Source organism: Pseudomonas sp. Marseille-QA0332, assembly GCF_054950175.1.
In genome coordinates this window covers 1,942,019-1,963,608 of the sequence record NZ_CM143106.1, presented here as the reverse complement: position 1 = coordinate 1,963,608, position 21,590 = coordinate 1,942,019, and the positions used below count along the sequence as shown (strand labels likewise).

The window sequence follows — 21,590 nt, the reverse complement described above, 5'->3', positions numbered from 1 at the left end:
ATCAGACCAGTGCGTTGCGCTTGGCCATATCGATGAGCTCGACCAGCGAGCCGACACGCAGTTTCTGCATGAGGCGCTTCTTGTAGGTACTGACGGTCTTGTTGCTCAGGAACATGCCCAAGGCGATCTCCTTGTTGCTTCTTCCCTGGGCGAAAAGTTGCAGGACCATCAGTTCGCGATCATTGACCAGGCGGAACAGTTCCAAGTCATTATTTGTTTCATTTTCCGGGGCAGGATTGATGGCCTCACTGGGAAAATAATTGTAGCCAGACAATACTGCCTTGATTGCGCTGAGCAGTTCACTCAAGTCTTCCTGCTTGCAGACATATCCCGCCGCCCCCGAATGCATGCAGCGTATCGCGAAAAGCGAAGGCGACTGCGCGGTCAGTACCAGTACCTTCAGCGGCAGCGCCATGGCCTGGAAGCGAGCCAGCACCTCCAGCCCGTCGAGCTTGGGAATGCTGATGTCGAGAATCACCAGGTCGGGCCGGCTCTCGCGTATCATCTGCACCGCATCCACGCCGTTGTCAGATTCACCGACCACCTTGTAATTCTGGTTTTCCAGCAACATGCGAACGGCCAAGCGGATGACAGGATGGTCGTCGACAATAAAGACAGAATGCATAGCAACTTTCCATGGAGGTGTCAGAGGCAGATGGCACCTTAGCTCAGTTGCAAGTCGGCGGACACGATAGTTGGCTGGATAGTTTGCTTCTAGGAAAAGGCTTACAGAAAAAACTCTCCTGTACTACGACTAGCGACAGGCCATGCTGTTGGAACAACTGATGCGGGCTTCAATGAAGCAAGCGCCAAACGAATTGTTTGGCGCACGGAACGGATGTGGGAAATATCGTGCAAAAATCACCCCTTCACCAGGATGTCTGACCCACGAGCTGCAAGCCAGGGGGTCAGCGCAGGCTCGTACGCCCGGTCATTTCGTGGGCCATGTCGCTGGCATAGCTGTCGGTCATGCCGGCGATGAAATCGATCATGCGCAGGAATGCGGCATGCAGGCTGCCATGCGGATCAGGCGCGTTGTTGCCCAGCAGGTCGAGGATACGCTGGCTCTTGAATGACGGCGTGCGCCCGCCGTGTTGCTCCAGGGCTGCGCCGCAGAAAGCGTTGAGCAAGATCTCGAGGGTCGTGTAGGCGCCAATTTCATGCAGGGTCTTGCGCTTGTCCTGGAAGATCTTCCGGCGTGCGATGTCCTTGGCTTGGAGCACGCAGCGCTTGGCCGGGCCATGCATGTGTTCGACCAGGTCAGCGGACAGGGTCCCGGCGAGCAGCGCCGGCTGTTGTTCCACGAAGGCCCGCGCTGCCGCATTGGTCAGGTGTTCGATGGCCTTGCCGCGCAAGATGGCCAGCCGACGGCGACGCGAGTCACCTGGGCCGAGCTGGCGATAGGTTTCGGGCAAGTCGTCGCCGACCAGGCTCAGCAGCAGCGACTCGACCTCGCTGTAGCGCAGCAGCTCCATTTCCAAGCCATCTTCCAGGTCGATCAGGGCGTAGCAGATGTCGTCGGCCGCCTCCATCAGGTAGACCAGGGGATGGCGCGCCCAGCGCTGTGGCGCCACCTGCGGCAGGCCCAGCCTGGCGGCGATCTGCTCGAGCAGGGGCAGCTCGCTCTGGTAACAGCCGAACTTGTGCTTCTTGTAGCCCAGCGCATCGGCATGCCGGGCACTCCAGGGATACTTGAGGTAGGTGCCAAGGGTGGCGTAGGTCAGGCGCATGCCTCCTTCGAACTGGTGGTACTCCAGTTGCGTGAGCACGCGAAAACCCTGGGCGTTGCCTTCGAAATGGAGAAAATCGCCGCGCTCGTCGTCGCTCATGTCGTCCAGCCAGCCGCGTCCGGCCGCCTGCTGGAACCAGTGGCGGATGGCGTCTTCGCCGGAGTGGCCGAACGGTGGGTTGCCGATGTCGTGCGCCAGGCAGGCCGACTGCACGATCATGCCCAGGTCGCTCGGGGCGCACCAGTCAGGCAAGGCGCCACGCAGCATCTCGCCAACCCGCATGCCCAGCGAGCGGCCGACACAGCTGACTTCCAGCGAGTGGGTCAGGCGGGTATGGATGTGGTCGTTGCTGGTGACCGGATGCACCTGGGTCTTGCGGCCCAGGCGGCGAAAGGCCCCGGAGAAGATGACCCGGTCATGGTCCTTGTGGAACGGACTGCGACCGAGTTCCTCGGGGCTGTACAAGGCCTTGCCCAGGCGTTCGCGGGTCAGCAGGGTGTCCCAGTCCAAGGTATCTTCTCCGGTGGGTTGGTGGCCGAGGCTTGGTACGAAAGTACTCGCGCGACCGTCATGCTACGTTGAGAACAGGCTCGGAATGCTCATTTGCACCCGTGACCATGCCTGCTTGCCCGTTTCGCCGTGCCTGGTCGCCGCTGGGGCGGCTTTCGTACAAGCCTAGCTCCCCGCGAGGCGCCCGTGCATGCACAGGGCGCTCAATGTCGGGAACGACGACTTTTCAGAAATATTCGCAGCAGCGGTCCGACCGTCGCGGCCAGCCGCAGCATGCGCGGCAGGCTGCGGCTGCGAACGCCCTTGCCAGTGAGAAAGCCCAGGGCCGTGACCGCGCCGAGCCCCCACAGCGGTGCATGGCTCAGGCCCATGCCGCCTTGCAAGGTGTTGCCCATGTTGCGTAGGCGCTCGAGCGGTGACAGCAGGTGGGCCGATTCCTGGCGGATTTCCTGGCGATGCATTTCCATGCGCAGGCGCAAGAGCGCCTTGCGCAGCTCACGGGGGTTTCGCGTGACGGGGGTCTCAGGCAGGCTCATGGCAACAGGCGCTCCCGGTCCTTGGCAAGTTCTTCGAGGGTGGCGCCGAAGGGCGAGGAATGATCGGACACCGCCGCCTTCAGGCGCAGGCCGCAGAACAGCGCGGCGAGCGCATAGAATACGCACAGGCCGATGATGCCAGCCAGTCGATAGCTGTCCCACAGCAGTACCAGCAACAGGCCGGACAGCGCGCTGAGCAGCAGCAGCGCGAAGACCAGGCCCAGCCCAGCGAACAGCAACAGGCTCAAGGTACGAGTCTTCTGCTCCTGCAGCTCGATGCCGAACAGTTCGATATGACCGTGCGCCAGGCCGAGCACGGCGGCGCCGAGGCGTCTGGCCGTTGCTGCGCTGCCTGTGTCTGGGGTTTCGTTATCCATGGCCAGACCTCAACCGCGATTGGCCAGCAGACCGATCAGCAAGCCGACGCCAGCGGCAATGCCAACGGCCTGCCAGGGTTTTTCCCGTACATATTCCTCGGCCGCGCCCAGCGTTTCCTGGCTGCGCTGGCAGACCGAGTCCTGGGTCAGTTCCAGGCTCTGGCGGGCGCTCAGCAGGCGCTCCTTGATCTGCCCACGCAACTGGTCGGCCTGGTCACCCGCCAGGTCCGCGGTATCGGCCAACAGTTTCTCGGTATCGCGCACCAAGGCCTGGAAGTCAGCCATCAAGATTTCCTGAGCATTCTTTGCCGATTGGCTGGCCATTAGGTCTCTCCCTGCAAGTGTGTGTGCTGGGTTCGAGTGTCCGGACAGGCGGAAGGTTCAGCGAGCCTCGAGCGATGAGCCGCAAGCCACAAGCAGATGCGCGCTGCTCTTGCGGCCGTGCGCTTTTCTGGCAGTTGCAGACGATCAGCTTGAAGCCTCGAGCTCGCGGCTGGTGGCCTGGAACCGCCAGCGAGCCTAGAATTACCGTCCATCCTCAGCCTGGAGGGACCTGGCGATGCTCCCCGAATGTCAACTGTTCAGCACCCCGGGGTGCCATCTTTGCGAAGTCGCCGAAGCCGTGCTGATGCCGTTCGTCGAGAATGGACTGCTGGTCGAACTGGTCGATATAGCCGAGCAGCAGGGCCTCTTCGATCGCTACGGGTTGCGCATCCCGGTATTGCGTCGCTGCGACAGCGGGGCGGAGCTCGACTGGCCCTTCGCGGCCGAACAGCTGGCGACCTTCCTGCGATGAGCCGGGTCAGCTCGGGCGTGAGCTACCGTCGCGGCATTTGACGCAAGACATCGCTCGCCGCTAAGCTGTATGTATATACAGTTATGGCGGTAGGGAACGGCCGATGGTCAATGTCGAGCAACTCAAGTACAGCATCAACCACATGTCTCCCGACCTGGTGCTGGAGGCGGCCCTGGAGCTGCGCCTCGACGGGCTGGTAAGCGATGCGCGCACGCCGTTCGGCAAGGTGCATTTCAATACCTGTTTCGCCGAGGTCGAGGCACTGTTCCAGCGTGCCGGCTATCATCGCCCCCTCGATGTGGTGGGCTACCAGGGCCAGATGTACGCGCTCTACGATCCGAGCCGCTGGGAGCCGGTACAGGTCCTGCGCTGGCTGAAGGCGCAGTGCGAAACCGTCGAGGCTGGTTGATCGGGCGGGCATGGGGGATAATGCCCGGCCGTCCAGCCGCCGAGCCTTCACATGACCGCGCCTTTCGATCCGGCACGCCAGCAAGCCAGTACCGTCTGTCTCCCCGCCGGGGCCTGGAACACCGTGCTCGACTGTCTGTGCGATCATTTCAAGGCGATCAGCCGCGAATGCTGGCTCGACCGGTTCGCCCGGGGACGCGTGCTCGATGGCGCCGGCCAGCCCGTGCACGCCAACCTGCCCTACAAGCGCGGCATGCGCCTGCATTACTTTCGCGAAGTGCCGAACGAAAAGCCGATCCCGGTGCGTGAAACCATCTTGTACATGGACCAGCACCTGGTGGTCGCCGACAAGCCGCATTTCCTTCCGGTCACGCCGACCGGCGAATATGTCGAGCAGACCTTGCTGCGGCGCCTGATCCGCCGACTGGACAATCCCCACCTGGTGCCTCTGCACCGCATCGATCGACATACCGCGGGGCTGGTGCTGTTTTCGGCCGATCCCGAGAGCCGGGGTGCCTACCAGGGGTTGTTTCCGCAGCGCCGCATCGTCAAGCACTACCAGGCGATCGCTCCCGCCTTGCCCGGCCTGGACTTTCCGCGGGTGCACCGGAGCCGGCTGGAGCATGGCGAGCCGTTTTTCCGCATGCGCGAAGTGCCGGGGGCAGCCAACACTGAAACCATCGCCCAGGTGCTCGAGCGCAATGGCGAGTTATGGCGCTACGGTCTTTCCCCAGTCACCGGCAAGACCCATCAGCTGCGCGTGCACATGGCCGCCCTTGGGGCTGCCATCTGCAATGATCCGTTCTATCCGCGACTGCGCCAGGAGCAGGACGATCATCGACGTCCGCTCAAGTTGCTGGCCAAGACCCTGAGTTTCGACGATCCGCTGACTGGGCGCCCCCGACGCTTCGAAAGCGAACTGGCGCTGGACTGGTAGCGAGCGCCTGAACCAGCTACCGGGTCCGGACAGGGCCCAGGCACCTCTTCGTCGTCTGCCCGCTACCGGTTGAACCGCTCCACCAGCGAGTACTGCCCGTTCGCCGTACGGGTCAGCTCCTCGCTCAACAACGCCGAATGCTGGGCCTGTTCGGAGGTCTGGTCGGCCAGCTCGGCGATGGTGCTGATATTGCGGCTGATCTCGTCGGCCACCGCTGTCTGCTCCTCGGTTGCCGCGGCGATCTGCGTCGCCATGTCGGTGATGTTGGCCACCGCGTCGCTGATGCCCAGCAAAGCCTGGTCGGCCTGCATGACTCGAGCTACGCCTTCCTCGGCCTGGCGATGGCCGTTCTCCATGGTCAGCACGGCATTGTTGGCGGTTTGTTGCAGCTTGGCGATCAACGTGTGGATCTGCCCGGTGGATTCGGCCGTGCGCTGGGCCAGCTGACGTACTTCGTCGGCGACCACCGCGAAGCCACGACCCATCTCGCCAGCGCGCGCGGCCTCGATGGCAGCGTTGAGCGCCAGCAGGTTGGTCTGGTCGGCGATGCCCTTGATCACATCCACCACGCCGCCGATCTCGTCGCTGTCCTTGGCCAGCTGGGTGACGGTCTGGCCGGTCTCGCCCACGGCCGTGGACAGACGCTCGATGGCCTCGCGGGTCTCGCCGGCGATCTGCCGGCCCTCACTAGTCAGGCGGTTGGCTTGCTGGGTGGCATCGGCGGTGCGCTGGACATGGTTGGCCACTTCCTGGGTCGTGGCGGCCATCTGGTTCACCGCGGCGGCGACCTGCTCGGTCTCGACACGCTGGCGCTCCAGACCGGTGGAACTCTTGTGCGCCAGCTCGTCGGACTGTCGGGCCTGGTCGCTGAGGTGCTCGGCGCTGTCCTGCAGGCGCGTCAGGCAGGTCTTCATCCGTGCATCCTGGCTGAGCATGGCCATTTCCAGACGTGCCTGGACACCGCGGCTGTCGGTATACATCTGGGCGATCAGCGGATCCGACGTGGTCTGCTCGGCCAGGCGCAGCAGGCGCTTGATGCCACGCTGCTGCCAGCCCAGGCCCAGCAGGCCGAGCGGCACGCTGAGCCCGGCGGCCAGGGCGAAGCCCCACCAGTGGCCGACCCAGCTGCCGATCAGGAAACCGACCTGGCTGACCAGGATGAACGGCAGCCAGTCCTGCAGCACGGGCAGCCACTTGTCGCGCCGCGGCACCGCCGGCTTGCCCTGGGTCAGCCGCTGGTACAACGCCTCGGCCCGGCGGATTTGCTCGGCGGTCGGCTTGACCCGCACCGACTCGAAACCGACCACCTGGTCGTTGTCGAAGATCGGCGTGACGTAGGCGTTGACCCAGTAGTGGTCGCCGGACTTGCAGCGGTTCTTGACGATGCCCATCCAGGGCAGGCCTTGCTTGAGCGTCTGCCACATGTGGGCGAAGACGGCAGGCGGCACGTCGGGATGGCGTACCAGGTTGTGCGCCGCGCCCACGAGCTCCTCGCGGGAAAACCCGCTGATCTCGATGAAGTCTTCATTGCAGTAGGTGATGACACCCTTGGCATTGGTGGTCGAGATCAACCGCTGGTGGGCAGGGAAGGTCCGTTCTCTCTGGGTGATCGGCTGGTTGTTACGCATCTGCTGTTCAATCCGCAAGGCTTTCCACAGCTATCGGCACGTCGCGAGCTTAGTTGAGGGTTTATTTGCAGGCGTACCGCAGCCGCGCCAGGCTTGCCGGCAAGCGGCACACGTCCGGTGGGTGCAAGGCCTCAGCGAACCGCGATGGCGTCAGGCCCCGGAGACCACCGGGGCCTGGCTACGATCAGGCAGCGATCAGCTGGCGCAGCACATAGTGCAGGATGCCGCCTGCCTTGAAGTACTCCACCTCGTTCAAGGTGTCGATGCGGCACAGCACCTCGATGTCCTCGATCCGCCCATCCTCGCGAGTGATCCGCAGGGGCAGGCTCATGCCCGGACGCAGGGTCGCGCCACCAAGGCCACGTACGTCGATGCGCTCCTTGCCGGTCAGACCGAGCTGCTTGCGGTCCTGCCCGGCCCTGAATTGCAGCGGCAGTACGCCCATGCCCACCAGGTTGGAGCGGTGGATGCGCTCGAAGCTCTCCGCCAGCACGGCCTTGACCCCTAGCAGGTTGGTGCCCTTGGCCGCCCAGTCACGGCTCGAGCCGGTGCCGTACTCCTGACCAGCGATCACCACCAGCGGGACGTTCTCGGCCTGGTAGCGCATGGCTGCGTCGTAGATCGCCAGCTTTTCGCCGCTGGGCACATGCAAGGTGTTGCCGCCTTCCTCGCCACCGAGCATTTCGTTGCGGATGCGGATGTTGGCGAAGGTGCCGCGCATCATCACTTCGTGGTTGCCACGTCGCGAGCCATAGGAGTTGAAATCGCGCGGCTGTACGCCCTTGTCGCGCAGGTAGCGCCCAGCCGGACTGTCGGCCTTGATGTTGCCAGCCGGCGAGATGTGGTCGGTGGTCACCGAGTCGCCGAGCAAGGCCAGGATATGCGCGCCTTGGATATCCTCGATGACAGGGGGGGCGCCTGCGATGTCTTCGAAGAAGGGTGGATGCTGGATGTAGGTGGAATCTTGCTGCCAGACGTAGGTGGCAGCCTGGGGAACCTCGATGGCTTGCCATTGGGCGTCGCCGGCGAAGACTTCGGCGTATTCCTTGTGGAACATCGCGGTGTCGACCTTGGCCACGGCCTCGGCGATCTCCTGCTGGCTCGGCCAGATGTCGCGCAGGTAGACCGGCTGGCCGTCCTTGCCGGTTCCCAGCGGGTCGCTTTCCAGGTCCAGGCGTACGCTGCCGGCCAGGGCATAGGCCACCACCAGGGGGGGAGAGGCCAGCCAGTTGGTCTTGACCAGCGGGTGTACCCGCCCTTCGAAGTTCCGGTTGCCTGACAGCACCGAGGCGACGGTGAGGTCGTTGTCGGTGATGGCTTGCTCGACTGCTTCGTCGAGCGGGCCGGAGTTGCCGATGCAGGTGGTGCAGCCGTAGCCGACCAGGTCGAAGCCCAGCTCGTCGAGGTACTGCGTCAGGCCGGCGGCCTGGTAGTAGTCGGTGACCACCTTGGAGCCGGGCGCCAGTGAGCTCTTGACCCACGGCTTGCGCTGCAAGCCTTTTTCCACGGCCTTCCTGGCGACCAGGCCGGCGGCCATCATCACGCTGGGGTTGGACGTGTTGGTGCACGAGGTGATCGCCGCGATGACCACCGCGCCATCGCGCAGCTGCAGGTCATCTTCATGCAGGTCGGCGCCAGTCTGTTCGGCGTTGCCCACGGCCACGCCACCGCCACCTTCGCTTTCCAGCCGGCCGATGTCCTTGGCCAGCGACTTGGGCTGCAGGTCGAGGAAGCCCTGGAAGGCCGAGGCGACGCGCGACAGGGCGACACGGTCCTGGGGCCGCTTGGGGCCGGCCAGGCTGGCCTCCACCTCGTTCATGTCCAGCGACAGAGCGTCGCTGAAGACCGGTTCCTGGCCCGGCAGGCGCCAGAGGCCCTGGGCCTTGCAGTAGGCTTCGACCAGTTGCACCGTCTCTGCCGGCCGGCCGGAAAGGCGCAAATAGTCGAGGGTGACTTCGTCGACCGGGAAGAAGCCGCAGGTAGCGCCGTATTCAGGGGCCATGTTGGCGATGGTGGCACGGTCGGCCAGGGGCAGCTGCGCCAGTCCGTCACCATAGAACTCGACGAACTTGCCGACCACGCCCTTCTTGCGCAGCATCTGTGTCACGGTCAGCACCAGGTCGGTGGCAGTGATGCCTTCACGCAGTTTGCCGGTGAGCTTGAAGCCGATGACCTCGGGAATCAGCATCGAGACCGGCTGGCCGAGCATGGCCGCTTCCGCCTCGATCCCGCCTACGCCCCAGCCCAGCACACCGAGGCCGTTGATCATGGTGGTATGCGAATCGGTTCCGACCAGGGTGTCGGGGAAGGCGAAGGTGCGGCCGTCTTGCTCGCGTGTCCAGACCGTGCGGCCCAGGTATTCCAGGTTGACCTGGTGGCAGATGCCGGTGCCGGGCGGCACTACCCGAAAATTGTCAAACGCGTCCTGGCCCCAGCGCAGGAAGGCGTAGCGCTCGCCGTTGCGCTGCATCTCGATCTCGACGTTCTCGGCGAACGCCTCGTCGCTGGCGTACTTGTCGACCATCACCGAGTGGTCGATCACCAGGTCGACCGGCGACAGCGGGTTGATGCGTTGCGGATCACCGCCGGCCTTGGCCATCGCGGCGCGCATCGCGGCCAGGTCGACCACCGCCGGCACGCCGGTGAAATCCTGCATCAGGACGCGCGCAGGGCGGTACTGGATCTCGCGGTCGGAACGCTTGTCCTGTAGCCAGCTGGCCAGGGCGACCAGATCGTCGCGCCTGACGGTCTCGCCGTCTTCCCAGCGCAGCAGGTTCTCCAGCAACACCTTGAGCGACATGGGCAGGCGCTGCAGGTCACCCAGTTGGCGTGCGGCTGCGGGCAGGCTGTAGTAATGGTAGACGCGGTCGCCCACGTGCAAGGTATCGAGTGTCTTCAGGCTATCGAGCGAGGGCATTGCCAACTCCTTTCTGCACCGGCGCCCGGCACATCCAGAAGGGTGCCGGTGTCACCGCTCTATGAGGGCCCGCACGGCACGGACCGGGCTCGAGGGCCGGGCGGCATTGCCCGGCCTGACTCAATACTGGACCGGCAGGACGTGTCGGCGGTTCAGACTTCCTTTATCATTCGCCGCCTTTGTCGCCGCATCTCCTGCGGGTCATCAGGGCGCACGCCAGGCGCGCCGTCATCGTGGAGTGAAGATGGATACCCTGTTCATGCATTGCCGGCCCGGTTTCGAGGGCGAAGTCTGCGCCGAAATCAGCGAACATGCCGCCCGCCTGGGGGTGCCCGGCTATGCGCGAAGCAAGCCGCACAGCGCCTGCGCCGAATTCATCTGCCTGGAACCGGGCGGGGCCGAACGGCTGGTGCGGGGGCTGCGCTTCGACCAGCTGATCTTCGTTCGCCAGTGGGCCCGTGGACGCTTCGTCGACCTGCCCGAGCAGGACCGCGTAGGCGTGCTGCTCGAGACGCTGGCCGAGCACCCAGCCTGCGGCAGCCTCTGGCTCGAAGTGCTCGATACCAACGAGGGCAAGGAACTGTCGACGTTCTGCCGCAAGTTCGAAGTGCCCTTGCGCAAGGCGCTGACCAAGGCTGGCCTTCTGGTCGAAGACGCACAGGCACCGCGTCTGCTGCTGACGTTCATCAGCGGCCGGCGGGTGTTCCTTGGCCTGGCCGAGCCGGGCAACTCGGCACATTGGCCGATGGGCATCCCGCGCCTGAAGTTTCCCCGCGAGGCGCCCAGCCGCTCGACCCTCAAGCTCGAGGAAGCGTGGCACCAGTTCATTCCCCGTGCGCAGTGGGACCTGCGCCTGTCCGATGACATGACCGGCGTCGACCTGGGCGCCTCGCCCGGTGGCTGGACTTACCAACTGGTGCGTCGCGGCATGCTGGTGACCGCCATCGACAATGGCCCGATGGCCGAGAGCCTGATGGATACCGGCCTGGTCCAGCACTTGATGGCTGATGGCTTCACCTGGCAGCCGAAGCATACGGTCGACTGGATGGTCTGCGACATCGTCGAGAAGCCCGCACGGACCGCGGCGCTGATCGAGACCTGGCTGGGCGAGGGGCTGTGCCGCGAAGCGATCGTCAACCTCAAGCTGCCGATGAAGCAGCGCCATGCCGAGGTGCGCCGTCTGCTCGAGCGCATGGAGGCGGGGTTCAAGGCGCGCAAGGTCAAGGTCTCGATCGCCTGCAAGCAGCTGTACCATGATCGCGAGGAGGTCACCTGCTACCTGCGGCGCCTGGACCTCAAGCGGTAGTTCGCAAGCCGCCGCGCCGGGACGCTGCAAGCCGCCCGGCTTCCGCTCAGCGCCTGCCGAGGATCGCGGTGAGTGCTTGCGTGCTGGGCGCGCCCTGCTGGCGTTGCAGGCGGCCCTGGTCGTCCCGGTAGAAGATCGCGGGCGTGGCGGACACGCCCAGAGACTGCATCAGTGCCAGGTTGTTCTCGAGTTTTTCCTGTATGGCTTGCGCAACGCTTGCCAGCGGCTCGAGCGTGCTGCCCTTGCCCGCCTGTTCATGCTCGGCCAGGGCCTTGACCGGGTCCTTCGCCGCCAGGAGCGCCGCGGACTTGCCCAGGCTGTCCTGACGAATGATGCCGACCATGACGTGACGCAGTTGCACCTTGCCGGATTCGACCCAGGGCCGGGCCTGGTGCCAGAACATGTTGCAGTAGGGGCAGTTGGGGTCGCTGAACACATAGACGATACGAGGCGCGTCGGCCTGACCGTCGGCGATCCAGGCGGACTTTTCCAGGCTGGCCAGGGCGGCTTCGTCCAGCGGGCCATGGACCAGCCTTTGCAGGGGTTCGGCGCTCAGGTCCTGGCCTTTCGCGTCGAACAGGCTGCCGACCAGCGCGTGCTGGCCGTCCGCGGTCAGGTACAGCGCAATGCCGTTGCCCTGGTATTCGGCGGCGTAGCCACGCAGGCCTGCCGGGGCATCGAAGCGGCCCTTGATCACCGCGCCCTTGTCTTGCAGCTGGCGAATCGGTTCGGGCAGGGTCTGGGCATGCAGTACGGGAGCGCCGAGCATGGCGAAGGCAAGCGGCAGGAGCAGGGAAGATCGCATCATTGGTTTCCTTGTAGGGCAGGGTTCGACGCGGCGGCTCGGTCGATCGGCGCCAGTGCATGGCGCAAGCTGGCGCGCGAGAGCTCGCCCAGGTGGCTGTCGATCAGGTGGCCTTCGGCGTCGTAGAACAGGGTCGTGGGCAGGGCCATGGAGCCTACGCGCCGAGCCAGCTGGCCTGTGCCGTCGAACAGCACGTGGGTCAGGTCCAGGCCAGTTGCGGCGAGGAAGTTGCCGACCGTCTCCGGCGTCTCGCCCTGGTTGACGAACACGAAGGTCACGTTCGGGTATTCTTGCTGGGCTTGCTGCAGCACGGGCATCTCGCGTCGACACGGCGGGCACCAGGTGGCCCACAGATTGACCACCAGCGGGCGGCCGCGGTAGGTCTGCAGCGCCACGGGGCGTTCCTGGCTGTCACGCAGGACCAGCTCGTGCGGCAGGCGCGTGCCTTGGTTGTACAGGTGGCCAGCCAGGCTGCCCAGGAGCCAGAACAGCGCGCCACTGGCCAGGGCCCAGCCCAGCGGCCTGCGCAGACCAGGACGGCGCCAGCCTTGCCATCCGGCACCCAGGAGCAAGCCTGCCAGGCCAGTGGCGAAGAGCAAGCCACCGTCTCGAATGTCGATCACCTGCGACAGGTCATCCCGGTACATGGGCCAATAGCGGATGACGAACCCCAGGCGTGCGCACAGCAGGCCGAGCAGGAACAGGTGGAAAAGCGCAGTTTCAGGGTTCTCGCCGCCGCGCCGCGCGGTCCACCAGCCAACCAGGCTGGCGATGCCCAGGGCGGCCAGCAACAACAGATGCTCGAGTGCCAGGGTCAGCGGCCCGAGGTTCAAGGTCAGCATCAGCCTTGGCTCCGGGTCTGGTTCCAGTGACGTAGCAAGCCTTCGGCATCGACCTGGCCAGTGATGCGCCGAGGGCGACGCTCCTCGCCCTCCGGTCCGATCCAGATCAGGCTGGGCGGGCCGGGGACCTGGTAACGCTGCAGCAGTTCGCGACTGGCCGGGCTGTCGGCGGTGACGTCCAGGCGCAACAGGCGCACCCCGGCCAGCGCGTCCAGGACCGCTGGGCGCGAGAACACTTGCCTTTCCATGACCTTGCAGGCGGCGCACCATTGGGCCGAGTAGTCCAGCATTACCCACTGTCCGGCTTGGCGCGCGGTAGCGAGTTCGCGGTCGAGCGCCTCCGGCGTCGCCAGCGTGACGAAGGCCTCGGGCCGGCGTGTGGCGTTCTCTGCATGGGGCTGGCCAGCCAAGGGGCGAAGTGGCTGCCAGGGATCGTCGCCGCCAGCAGCCGCGCCGATCAGTAACAGGCTGCCCCACAGCCCGCCGAGCAAGGGAAGGGCGCGCAGCGCTGGCATCCGCTGCAGGGCAGGCCAGGCGGCCCAGCCCAGGGCAACCAGCCAGGCCCCGAGCAGGGCCAGCAGTAACGGCGCCGGCAGCAGACTGCGCATGGTGTACAGCGCCATGCCCAGGAAGACGAAGCCGAACAGGCCCTTGATGCGATTCATCCAGGCGCCTGGACGCGGCAGGTAACGGTTGCCCAAGGTCACCAGCAGCAGCAACGGCACGCCCATGCCCAGGCCCAGGCCGAACAGCACCAGGCCGCCCTGCGCTACATCGCCGCTTTGCGCGATGTACAGCAGCGCGCCGGCCAGTGGCGCGGTCATGCATGGGCCCAGCAGCAGTCCGGAAAGCGCGCCGAGTGCTGCCGCGCCATACAGGCTGCCACCTTGGGTGGCTTGCCCGACGCGGTCGAGTCGGTCACGCAGCGCCGCCGGCAGCTGCAGCTCGAAGGCGCCGAACATCGGCAGTGCCAGCAGCACGAACAGCGCCGCCAGGCTGCCCAGCAGCCAGGGTTGTTGCAGCCATGCCTGCAAGCCGGCCCCCAGCAGCGCCGCCAGCACACCGAGGCCGGCATAGACCAGAGCCATGCTGGTCACATAGACGCCGGCCAGCGCCCAGCCTCGCCGCGCGCTGGCGGCGTTGCCAAGCACCAGCGCGGCGAGGATCGGCAACATCGGCAGCGAACACGGCGTGAAGGCCAGCAACAGGCCCAGGCCAAAGAACGCCAGCAGGTTCCAGGCCAGGCTGGTGCGACCCAGATCGCTGGCCAGGGCCTGGTCGGTGGCCAGCGCGCTGGTCGCCGCAGCCGTGCCGCCCAGCTCGATGACGGTGGTCTGGGGCGGATAGCACAAGCCAGCGTCGGCGCAGCCTTGCCAGCCCAGGCGCAGCTGGCCGCTGGCCGTGGCGGGCAGACGCAGTTCGAGCTGGCCACGGTAGATGGCCGATTCGCCGAAGAACTCGTCGCGATGGCTCAGCGCCTCAGGCAACTGCGGTCGTTGCGCCTGTGGCAAACCGTCGAACTTCAAGCGGTTCTGGTAAAGGTAGTAGCCTTCCCGGATCAGAAAGTGCAGGCGCACCTGGCCATCGGGCAAGCGGTCATGGCTGAGCACGAACGCCTGGTCGACCGGCAGGAAGTCCGGCTTGCTGGCGAACGGATTGGCCTGGAGCGGGCCGGCGAGCAGCAAAGTCAACAGAAGGAGCAGGATACGCATGTCGACGCCTTGGCAGTACACGAAGGACGCCCATGCTGGTCAGGCTCGATTAACCAGGGATTAACCCGTTCGCCAGGGTCGGCAAGCGCTTGCCTTGACCTTCGACATCGTGGCGCCGCATGGGATAATCCTCGCTTAATCGAGACACTGTGCAATGCCTGCCTGCATCCACCGGAGACCCATCAATGCATGTACTGCTCTGCGAGGACGACGACCTGATCGCCAGCGGCATCTGCGCCGGGCTGTCGGCCCTGGGGCTGGTCGTCGACCGGGTGGCCAGTGCTTCGGCGGCGCAGGCGATGCTGCAGGCGGCGCGCTTCGATGTGATGGTTCTGGATCTTGGCCTGCCTGACGAGGACGGCCTGAAGCTGCTGCGCCGGCTTCGCCAGCAAGGCGAACTGCTGCCTGTGCTGGTGCTGACCGCGCGCGACGCGGTGAGCGATCGGGTCGACGGCCTGCAGGCCGGGGCCGATGACTATCTGCTCAAGCCCTTCGACCTGCGCGAGTTGGCGGCGCGCCTGCATACCCTGTTGCGCCGTGCGGCAGGGCGGGCGGTCAACGTCATCGAGCATGGTCCGTTGCGCTACGATCCGAGCAGTTGCCAGGCCAGCCTGGCTGGCCAGCCGGTCGATCTGTCGCGTCGTGAACAGGCACTGCTGCAGGCCCTGCTGCACAACCCTGGCCGGATACTGTCCAGCGAACAGCTCAAGGACTGCGTATACGGCTTCGGCGACGAGGTCGAGAGCAACGCGCTGAACGTGCATATCCATCATCTGCGACGCAAGCTGGGCAACGGCATCGTCGAGACCGTTCGCGGGCTCGGCTATCGACTCGGCTCGGCGCAAGTCCCGCAGCAGCCCTCGCCATGAGCCTGCGAGTACGTCTGAGCCTGATCCTGGGCAGCGCCTTCATCGTCATCTGGGCCCTGGCTGCCGCCTGGATGCTACGTGACCTGCGCCAGCAGATGATGTTTTCCCTGGACCAGCGGCTGGTCGCCTCGGCGCGCATGGTCGCCGGGCTGGTCGACCAGCTGCCGCCATTGGCGGCCAGGGACAGCGATGCCCGCTTCGCCGCCGACCAGCTCAGCATTCCGGATGGCATGGCCTGCCAGGTGAGTTCCCTGCGCGGCGAGATCCTGGCCAGCAATCACAAGCACGACGGCGCGATGGACGCGCAGCGCAGCGGCTTTTCCGACCAGCTCATCGACGGCGCCTCCTGGCGTACCTTCACCTACGCCCATGGAGAGGTGCGGATTACCACCGCCGACCGGCATGAGGAGCGTGAAGCACTCAACCGCTCGGTCCTGCTGGCCGCCTCGGCACCGGTGTTGATGGCCCTTTTCGGCAGCCTCGGCCTGCTATGGATCGGCCTGGGCAAGGGTCTTGAGCCGCTCAATCGCATGCGCGATGCGTTGCGCCGGCGTCGCGCCGACAGCGTCGAGCCATTGCAGGTGGCCGGTCTGCCGAGCGAGCTGCAGCCGCTGCTGGCAACCCAGAACCAGCTGTTCCTGCGCATCGCCCAGACCCTCGAGCGTGAACGACGCCTGACCGATGACGCGGCGCATGAGCTGCGCAGCCCGCTTACCGTGATCAAGACCCACCTGCAAGTCGCTCGGTTGACTGACGGCAGCGCTCGCGAACAGGCCCTGGAGCATGCCGAGCAGGGCGCCGATCGCCTGCACCGCACCTTGGAACAGCTGCTGATGCTGGCACGGGTCGAGGGCAGGCTGGGTTTCGACGACGGTGTCCCGTGCACTGCCGAACAGGTTGCCCGTCAGGCGATGCAGGATGCCGGCGATGGCGAGGGCGAGCGTGTCCGCCTGTGTTTGTGCGAGGACGCGGCCAGGGCTGATCTGGACATGCCGGCGCCATTGGCCGTGACCGCACTGCGCAACCTGCTGGACAACGCCCTGCGCCATGCCGGGAATGAAACGCCGGTGGAATTGGAAGTGAAGATCGAACGAGAGCAGGCATGTTTCCGGGTTCGCGATCATGGCCCAGGTATCGCCGACGAGGACCTGGCGCACTTGACCGAGCGGTTCTGGCGACATGGGCAGAGCGGCGGCTGCGGTCTGGGCCTGGCGATCGTCGAGGCCATCGTCCAGCGTTGCGCAGGCCGGCTGTCGTTCGACAGCCGCGCGGACGGCTTGCGGGTGTACCTGCAACTGCCGGTCCGGCGCCTTGACGACGGCTCCACGCGGGCCGTCCCAACGAAGTGAGAACGGTGGTCGCCTGAAAGATCCGGGCCCGCTGCGCGGCCATTGCGACACGCGGCTCCTGCAAAGGAATGAGCTGCGCCCGATGCGCTCGGCGGCCGCGCAGCAGCCTGGGTTGGCCCTTGGCTGGCGCATGAGCGACAATAGGCGCTCATTCGCGGAGTAGCCCATGACCGACCACACCCCAGATGCCATCCTCGACGCCACCGGCCTGAACTGCCCGGAGCCGGTGATGATGTTGCACCAGCACGTGCGCGCCCTGGCCGCCGGCGGCCTGCTCAAGGTGATCGCCACCGATCCCTCGACCCGTCGCGACATTCCCAAGTTCTGCGTATTCCTTGGCCACGAACTGGTAGGCCAGCAGGAACAGGCCGGTACCTACCTGTACTGGATTCGCAAGAAGGCCAGCTGATCGCCGCTGGAACCCTCGGTCCAGAGCGCCTACACTGCCATCCCCCGCCAGGAGAGCACCATGCTGATCGTTGCCGATGAGAATATCCCGCTGCTCGATGCCTTCTTCGCCGGTTTCGGCGAAATCCGTCGCTACTCCGGCCGCGGCATCGACGCTGCCTGCGTCAGGGAGGCCGACGTGTTGCTGGTGCGTTCGGTGACTCGGGTCGACCGGGCGTTGCTCGAAGGTAGCAAGGTCAGGTTCGTCGGCACCTGTACCATCGGCACCGATCACCTGGACCTGGAGCACCTGGCCGAGGCGGGCATCCATTGGACCAGCGCGCCCGGCTGCAACGCCCGGGGCGTGGTGGACTATGTGCTCGGCAGCCTGCTGACCCTGGCCGAGCTGGACGGCGTCGCGCTGGCCGAGCGGACCTACGGCGTGGTCGGGGCCGGGGAAGTCGGCGCGCGCCTGGTCAAGGTCCTGCAAGGCCTGGGCTGGAAGGTGCTGGTCTGTGATCCGCCGCGCCAGGCTCGCGAGGGCGGCGACTTCGTTGAGCTGGATACCTTGCTCGAACGGTGCGACGTGATCAGCCTGCATACCCCGCTGGTGCGCGGCGGCGAGCAGGCGACCTGGCACTTGCTGGACGAGGCGCGACTGGCTCGGCTGCGCCCTGGCGCCTGGCTGGTCAATGCCAGTCGTGGGGCGGTGGTGGACAACCGGGCGCTGCGTGAACTGTTGCAAGCGCGCGACGACGTGCATGCCGTGCTGGATGTCTGGGAAGGCGAACCCCAGGTCGACCTGGCACTGGCCGACCTCTGCACTCTGGCCACCCCGCATATCGCCGGCTACAGCCTCGATGGCCGTCAGCGCGGTACCGCACAGGTGTACCAGGCTTTGTGTCGTTGGCTCGGCCAGCCGGAGCAGGTGCGCCTGGCCGAGTTGCTGCCCCCAGCCAGCCTGGCGCGGCTCGAGTTCGATGCCACGGCCGAGCCGTCCTGGGTCCTGGCTACCCTGTGCCGCGCGGTCTACGACCCGCGCCGTGACGATGCCGATTTGCGTCGTAGCCTCAGCGAAGACAGCGCCGAGCAACGGGCCGGATTCGACCGCTTGCGCAAGCAGTATCCACCACGGCGGGAGATCGAAGGGTTGCGAGTCGGGATTCGGGGCGAGGCGCCTGGGCTTGTGCGGATGATCGAGGCGCTGGGAGCTGTCGTGGGGTGAAGCCAGCGCCAGGGACCGCGAGCGGTCCCTGGCATGCAACCGGCCGAAGACGGCTCGATCGGCCTGGCTTGGCCAGGCCGGAGACTTCAGCTCAGGACGGGCAGGACAGGTCGATCCGGCTCTTTTCCAGGTCCTGGCAGGCTTGCTGGATCATCTGCTCGGTGATCGGCACTTCACGCCCCTGGTGATCGATGATCGAGCCGCAGGCCTGAGGTTGCTGGTGGTGCTGGGTGGTCTGTGTTTCGCTGCTATGCTGCAAGCTCATGTCCTGTCTCCTCATCAGGTTTCCGCTCAGGGTAGACGCAGGCCGTGACCGATGCATGACAGCTCCATGGCGTCACGGCGGACACCAGTCCACCAGAAACTGGCGCAAAGCTCCAGAGTCCTTTTAGAACGAAGGGCTATAACGCTTGCTGTCATTTCAATGTCATGCATGCTGCGTCCGTGATGTCCGACGTCGGCCAGCTGCCAGGGTTCCATCCGGTCGTCGCGGTGCTGGTCCGCGGCCACTGTCCGCAGAAAGGTTTGTAACATGTTCCAGGCGTTCTCTTCCCGGCAACGGCGCGCCATGCACTTGGCCTGGCGGTTCATTCGACCGTATCACGGCCGGGTCTGGCTGGCCTTGCTGGCGCTGGTGCTGACCGCCGCCATCACCTTGTCGATGGGCCAGGGCATTCGCCTGCTGGTGGACCAGGGTTTCATGACCCGTTCGCCGCAGTTGCTCAACCAGACCATCGCCCTGTTCCTGGCGCTGGTGCTGGCCTTGGCGATCGGCACCTTCAGCCGTTTCTACCTGGTCTCATGGATCGGCGAGCGCTGTGTGGCCGACGTGCGCCGCGCCGTGTACGACCACCTGTTGGGCCTGCATCCGGGCTTTTTCGAAGACAACCGCAGCTCCGAGATCCAGTCGCGACTGACCGCCGACACCACCTTGCTGCAAGCGGTGATCGGCTCGTCGCTGTCGATGTTCCTGCGCAACCTGCTGATGGTGGTCGGAGGCATCATCCTGCTGTTCGTGACCAACCCCAAGCTCACCAGCATCGTCGTCGCGGCGTTGCCGCTGGTTCTGGCGCCGATCCTGCTGTTCGGTCGCAGCGTGCGTGCACTGTCCCGGCAAAGCCAGGACCGCGTCGCCGACGTTGGCAGCTACGTGGCCGAGACGCTCGGGCAGATCAGGACGGTGCAGGCCTACAACCACGAGCCGCAAGATCGCCAGCGCTTCGCCGATACCGTGGAGGCCGCCTTCGCCGTGGCACGCCGGCGCATCGCGCAGCGCGCCTGGCTGATCACCCTGGTGATCGTGCTGGTGCTCGGCGCGGTCGGGCTGATGCTCTGGGTCGGTGGCATGGATGTCATCGCCGGCCGGATTTCCAGTGGCGAGCTGGCCGCCTTCGTCTTCTACAGCCTGATCGTCGGCAGTGCCTTCGGCACGCTCAGCGAGGTGATCGGTGAACTCCAACGTGCCGCTGGCGCTGCCGAACGCATCGCCGAGCTGCTCGGAGCGCGCAGCGCGATACTGTCGCCGGCAGCGCCCAAGGTGTTGCCGGCCGGCCGGGCCAGGGGCCGCATCGAGCTGCAGGAAGTGCGCTTCGCCTACCCGTCGCGGCCAACGCTGGCGGCGCTCGATGGCCTGAGTCTGGTCATCGAGCCTGGCCAGACCGTGGCTCTTGTCGGGCCCTCGGGCGCCGGCAAGTCAACGGTGTTCGACCTGCTGCTGCGCTTCCACGATCCACAGCACGGCCGGATTCTGCTCGACCGCCAGCCGATCGCCGAGTTGGCGCTCTGCGACGTGCGTCGCCAGTTCGCCCTGGTCGCCCAGCAGCCAGCGCTGTTTCGCGGCAGCGTCGAGGCCAACCTGCGCTACGGCCGTGCCGAGGCCACGTCGGCCGAGGTCGAGGCGGCGGCACGAATCGCCCATGCCCATGACTTCATCATGCAACTGCCGCAAGGCTACCAGACGCCGTTGGGCGAGGGTGGGGCAGGCCTGTCCGGCGGCCAGCGGCAACGTCTGGCAATCGCCCGGGCGCTGCTGGTCGATGCTCCCATCCTGCTGCTCGACGAGGCCACCAGTGCCCTCGACGCCCAAAGCGAGCACCTGATCCAGCAGGCCCTGCCCAAGCTCATGGCCGGTCGAACCACGCTGGTCATCGCCCACCGTCTGGCGACGGTACAACATGCCGATCGCATCGCGGTGATGGACAAAGGTCGGTTGGTGGCTGTGGGCACGCACCGTCAACTGATCGAGCACAGCCCGCTGTATGCACGTCTGGCGGCACTGCAGTTCGGCAAGGCAGCCGCCTCGGTGCGTCCTGAGTAGTGCTTTTGTAACAATTTTGTAGCAATTGCTTGAGACCATTTGCTGCAGCTGTCGCGCAGTGCTCGAAGTGGCTGCCATCGTCCGATGGCAGCCTTTTTTTCGGCCTGGCCCCGGCGCCAGTGAACCAGGACAGGGCTGTCCTGCATGACGCGCCCAAGCGTGGCGCTGTTATCCCCCTCTCCTTGTTTCGAGATCGACATGTTGCGCAAATCCCTTCGCATGCAACTCCTCACCCTGCTCGGTGGCAGCCTGGCGGCCATGCTGCTGATCGCGCTGGTGTGCTTCCAGTTCCTGTCTGCCAGCGTGCGCGGCTATGCCACGCTGGTCGACGGACCGCTTCGCGAGTCCCAGCTGATCGACGAAGCCAATCTGCAGTTCAAGATCCAGGTCCAGGAATGGAAGAACGTGCTGCTGCGTGGCCGCCAGCCGGACGAGCTGGACAAGTACTGGCGGCAGTTTCAGGCGCGCGAGCAGCAGGTCCAGCAACTGCTGGGCCAGTTGATCGAAGGCAGTGACGGCACCTTGCGCGCCGCGCTCGTGCAGTTGCAAGACAGTCACCGGCAACTGGGCCAGGCCTATGCCCAGGGCCGCCAGTCCTTCCTGGACGCCGGGGGCGACCCGGTGGCCGGGGACCTGGCGGTCAAGGGCGTGGACCGGGCGGCCAGCGAGCAGATGAGCGCGCTGGTCGAGCAACTGCGTGGCGAGGCTCGCCAGCGTGCCGGAGCAATCAGTACCGGTGCCGAGCGTACCGTGTGGCTGGGCGTGCTGGTGATGCTGGCTTCGGCCGTGCTGGTCGGGCTGCTGAGCCTGTGGCTGGTCAATCGCAGCCTGATCGAGCCGATCCGTAGTCTGATCGATTATGTCGCGCAGTTGAGCCAGGGCCAGTTCGGCCAGCGGGTGGTCGCCCAACGTCAGGATGAGCTGGGGCGCCTGGCCCTG

The 21,590-nt window shown here is 65.7% G+C and carries 20 protein-coding genes and 1 pseudogene; 10 read left to right on the top strand and 11 right to left on the bottom strand.

Annotated elements, in window-relative coordinates; all coding sequences use genetic code 11:
* Window position 1: 1 nt before the first annotated feature.
* The 5 genes from ACY8GK_RS09145 to ACY8GK_RS09125 form a co-directional block, all read right to left on the bottom strand.
* Window positions 2–625 carry a response regulator transcription factor gene (locus ACY8GK_RS09145; RefSeq protein WP_196180190.1) on the bottom strand — a complete coding sequence of 208 codons (624 nt, stop codon included), beginning with the start codon at window positions 623–625 and terminating at the stop codon, window positions 2–4.
* A 283-nt stretch (window positions 626–908) separates the two neighbouring features.
* Window positions 909–2,240 (bottom strand): deoxyguanosinetriphosphate triphosphohydrolase, encoded by a 1,332-nt coding sequence (locus ACY8GK_RS09140; protein WP_462402857.1) that lies wholly within the window; start codon window positions 2,238–2,240, stop codon window positions 909–911.
* 203 nt (window positions 2,241–2,443) lie between these two features.
* Window positions 2,444–2,776 (bottom strand): hypothetical protein, encoded by a 333-nt coding sequence (locus ACY8GK_RS09135; protein WP_196180188.1) that lies wholly within the window; start codon window positions 2,774–2,776, stop codon window positions 2,444–2,446.
* A complete protein-coding gene (locus tag ACY8GK_RS09130; protein WP_196180187.1) occupies window positions 2,773–3,153 on the bottom strand; it encodes a phage holin family protein in 381 nt (126 codons plus the stop codon). The genes ACY8GK_RS09135 and ACY8GK_RS09130 overlap by 4 nt, the downstream gene beginning before the upstream one ends.
* A 9-nt stretch (window positions 3,154–3,162) precedes the next feature.
* On the bottom strand, window positions 3,163–3,477 hold the full coding sequence (locus tag ACY8GK_RS09125) for an ElaB/YgaM/YqjD family protein (RefSeq protein WP_196180186.1): 315 nt from the start codon (window positions 3,475–3,477) through the stop codon (window positions 3,163–3,165).
* 235 nt (window positions 3,478–3,712) lie between these two features.
* On the opposite strand from ACY8GK_RS09125, the gene ACY8GK_RS09120 reads away from it, so the two are divergent.
* From ACY8GK_RS09120 to ACY8GK_RS09110, 3 genes are all read left to right on the top strand, one after another.
* The gene (locus ACY8GK_RS09120) at window positions 3,713–3,949 is read left to right on the top strand and encodes a glutaredoxin family protein (protein WP_196180185.1); all 237 of its coding nucleotides are present in this window, start codon (window positions 3,713–3,715) and stop codon (window positions 3,947–3,949) included.
* A 103-nt stretch (window positions 3,950–4,052) separates the two neighbouring features.
* A complete protein-coding gene (locus ACY8GK_RS09115; protein ID WP_196180184.1) occupies window positions 4,053–4,358 on the top strand; it encodes a transcriptional regulator in 306 nt (101 codons plus the stop codon).
* Window positions 4,359–4,409: 51 nt separating this feature from the next.
* Entirely contained in the window at window positions 4,410–5,294 is an 885-nt protein-coding gene (locus ACY8GK_RS09110; RefSeq protein WP_196180183.1) for a pseudouridine synthase, read from the top strand.
* A gap of 62 nt (window positions 5,295–5,356) precedes the next feature.
* Here ACY8GK_RS09110 and ACY8GK_RS09105 read toward each other — a convergent pair whose 3' ends face one another.
* On the bottom strand, window positions 5,357–6,922 hold the full coding sequence (locus tag ACY8GK_RS09105) for a methyl-accepting chemotaxis protein (RefSeq protein WP_196180181.1): 1,566 nt from the start codon (window positions 6,920–6,922) through the stop codon (window positions 5,357–5,359).
* 184 nt (window positions 6,923–7,106) lie between these two features.
* Complete coding sequence (acnA, locus tag ACY8GK_RS09100) at window positions 7,107–9,839, bottom strand: aconitate hydratase AcnA (RefSeq protein ID WP_462402856.1); 2,733 nt, start codon at window positions 9,837–9,839, stop codon at window positions 7,107–7,109.
* Window positions 9,840–10,083: 244 nt separating this feature from the next.
* On the opposite strand from acnA, the gene rlmM reads away from it, so the two are divergent.
* Complete coding sequence (gene rlmM / locus ACY8GK_RS09095) at window positions 10,084–11,145, top strand: 23S rRNA (cytidine(2498)-2'-O)-methyltransferase RlmM (protein WP_196180176.1); 1,062 nt, start codon at window positions 10,084–10,086, stop codon at window positions 11,143–11,145.
* Between the two features lie 46 nt (window positions 11,146–11,191).
* Here the strand turns inward: rlmM and dsbG are convergent, their stop codons facing one another.
* The 3 genes from dsbG to dsbD are packed head-to-tail and all read right to left on the bottom strand — an operon-like array spanning window position 11,192 to window position 14,504.
* Window positions 11,192–11,950 (bottom strand): thiol:disulfide interchange protein DsbG, encoded by a 759-nt coding sequence (gene dsbG / locus ACY8GK_RS09090; protein ID WP_196180174.1) that lies wholly within the window; start codon window positions 11,948–11,950, stop codon window positions 11,192–11,194.
* Window positions 11,950–12,792, bottom strand: a complete 843-nt coding sequence (locus ACY8GK_RS09085; RefSeq protein WP_196180172.1) for a TlpA disulfide reductase family protein — start codon at window positions 12,790–12,792, stop codon at window positions 11,950–11,952. The genes dsbG and ACY8GK_RS09085 overlap by 1 nt, the downstream gene beginning before the upstream one ends.
* Window positions 12,792–14,504, bottom strand: a complete 1,713-nt coding sequence (gene dsbD / locus ACY8GK_RS09080; protein WP_462402855.1) for a protein-disulfide reductase DsbD — start codon at window positions 14,502–14,504, stop codon at window positions 12,792–12,794. Before dsbD ends, ACY8GK_RS09085 begins: the two co-directional genes overlap by 1 nt.
* 185 nt (window positions 14,505–14,689) lie before the next feature.
* On the opposite strand from dsbD, the gene ACY8GK_RS09075 reads away from it, so the two are divergent.
* The 4 genes from ACY8GK_RS09075 to pdxB all read left to right on the top strand — a co-directional run bounded on the left by ACY8GK_RS09075 (window position 14,690) and on the right by pdxB (window position 18,334).
* A complete protein-coding gene (locus ACY8GK_RS09075) occupies window positions 14,690–15,373 on the top strand; it encodes a response regulator transcription factor (RefSeq protein ID WP_196180168.1) in 684 nt (227 codons plus the stop codon).
* Window positions 15,370–16,722: an ATP-binding protein gene (locus ACY8GK_RS09070; RefSeq protein ID WP_462402854.1), complete on the top strand. Its 1,353-nt coding sequence runs from the start codon at window positions 15,370–15,372 to the stop codon at window positions 16,720–16,722. Before ACY8GK_RS09075 ends, ACY8GK_RS09070 begins: the two co-directional genes overlap by 4 nt.
* Window positions 16,723–16,888: 166 nt before the next feature.
* On the top strand, window positions 16,889–17,131 hold the full coding sequence (gene tusA / locus ACY8GK_RS09065) for a sulfurtransferase TusA (protein WP_196180164.1): 243 nt from the start codon (window positions 16,889–16,891) through the stop codon (window positions 17,129–17,131).
* Window positions 17,132–17,191: 60 nt separating this feature from the next.
* Window positions 17,192–18,334 carry a 4-phosphoerythronate dehydrogenase PdxB gene (gene pdxB, locus ACY8GK_RS09060; RefSeq protein WP_462402853.1) on the top strand — a complete coding sequence of 381 codons (1,143 nt, stop codon included), beginning with the start codon at window positions 17,192–17,194 and terminating at the stop codon, window positions 18,332–18,334.
* 91 nt (window positions 18,335–18,425) lie between these two features.
* Here the strand turns inward: pdxB and ACY8GK_RS09055 are convergent, their stop codons facing one another.
* Window positions 18,426–18,599 carry a PA1571 family protein gene (locus ACY8GK_RS09055; protein WP_196180160.1) on the bottom strand — a complete coding sequence of 58 codons (174 nt, stop codon included), beginning with the start codon at window positions 18,597–18,599 and terminating at the stop codon, window positions 18,426–18,428.
* 267 nt (window positions 18,600–18,866) lie between these two features.
* Here ACY8GK_RS09055 and ACY8GK_RS09050 point away from each other — a divergent pair, with 267 nt between their 5' ends.
* Entirely contained in the window at window positions 18,867–20,651 is a 1,785-nt protein-coding gene (locus tag ACY8GK_RS09050; protein ID WP_462402852.1) for an ABC transporter transmembrane domain-containing protein, read from the top strand.
* A gap of 144 nt (window positions 20,652–20,795) precedes the next feature.
* Window positions 20,796–21,533, top strand: a pseudogene (locus ACY8GK_RS09045) (methyl-accepting chemotaxis protein); the annotation flags it as partial.
* Window positions 21,534–21,590: the final 57 nt, after the last annotated feature.

Bases quoted from the DNA above. Each gene is read 5' to 3' on its own strand.
- ACY8GK_RS09145 (WP_196180190.1), bottom strand. From the start codon at position 625: ATGCATTCTGTCTTTATTGTCGACGACCATCCTGTCATCCGCTTGGCC.
- ACY8GK_RS09135 (WP_196180188.1), bottom strand. From the start codon at position 2,776: ATGAGCCTGCCTGAGACCCCCGTCACGCGAAACCCCCGTGAGCTGCGC.
- ACY8GK_RS09130 (WP_196180187.1), bottom strand. From the start codon at position 3,153: ATGGATAACGAAACCCCAGACACAGGCAGCGCAGCAACGGCCAGACGC.
- ACY8GK_RS09125 (WP_196180186.1), bottom strand. From the start codon at position 3,477: ATGGCCAGCCAATCGGCAAAGAATGCTCAGGAAATCTTGATGGCTGAC.
- ACY8GK_RS09120 (WP_196180185.1), top strand. From the start codon at position 3,713: ATGCTCCCCGAATGTCAACTGTTCAGCACCCCGGGGTGCCATCTTTGC.
- ACY8GK_RS09115 (WP_196180184.1), top strand. From the start codon at position 4,053: ATGGTCAATGTCGAGCAACTCAAGTACAGCATCAACCACATGTCTCCC.
- ACY8GK_RS09110 (WP_196180183.1), top strand. From the start codon at position 4,410: ATGACCGCGCCTTTCGATCCGGCACGCCAGCAAGCCAGTACCGTCTGT.
- ACY8GK_RS09105 (WP_196180181.1), bottom strand. From the start codon at position 6,922: ATGCGTAACAACCAGCCGATCACCCAGAGAGAACGGACCTTCCCTGCC.
- acnA (WP_462402856.1), bottom strand. From the start codon at position 9,839: ATGCCCTCGCTCGATAGCCTGAAGACACTCGATACCTTGCACGTGGGC.
- rlmM (WP_196180176.1), top strand. From the start codon at position 10,084: ATGGATACCCTGTTCATGCATTGCCGGCCCGGTTTCGAGGGCGAAGTC.
- dsbG (WP_196180174.1), bottom strand. From the start codon at position 11,950: ATGCGATCTTCCCTGCTCCTGCCGCTTGCCTTCGCCATGCTCGGCGCT.
- ACY8GK_RS09085 (WP_196180172.1), bottom strand. From the start codon at position 12,792: ATGCTGACCTTGAACCTCGGGCCGCTGACCCTGGCACTCGAGCATCTG.
- dsbD (WP_462402855.1), bottom strand. From the start codon at position 14,504: ATGCGTATCCTGCTCCTTCTGTTGACTTTGCTGCTCGCCGGCCCGCTC.
- ACY8GK_RS09075 (WP_196180168.1), top strand. From the start codon at position 14,690: ATGCATGTACTGCTCTGCGAGGACGACGACCTGATCGCCAGCGGCATC.
- ACY8GK_RS09070 (WP_462402854.1), top strand. From the start codon at position 15,370: ATGAGCCTGCGAGTACGTCTGAGCCTGATCCTGGGCAGCGCCTTCATC.
- tusA (WP_196180164.1), top strand. From the start codon at position 16,889: ATGACCGACCACACCCCAGATGCCATCCTCGACGCCACCGGCCTGAAC.
- pdxB (WP_462402853.1), top strand. From the start codon at position 17,192: ATGCTGATCGTTGCCGATGAGAATATCCCGCTGCTCGATGCCTTCTTC.
- ACY8GK_RS09055 (WP_196180160.1), bottom strand. From the start codon at position 18,599: ATGAGCTTGCAGCATAGCAGCGAAACACAGACCACCCAGCACCACCAG.
- ACY8GK_RS09050 (WP_462402852.1), top strand. From the start codon at position 18,867: ATGTTCCAGGCGTTCTCTTCCCGGCAACGGCGCGCCATGCACTTGGCC.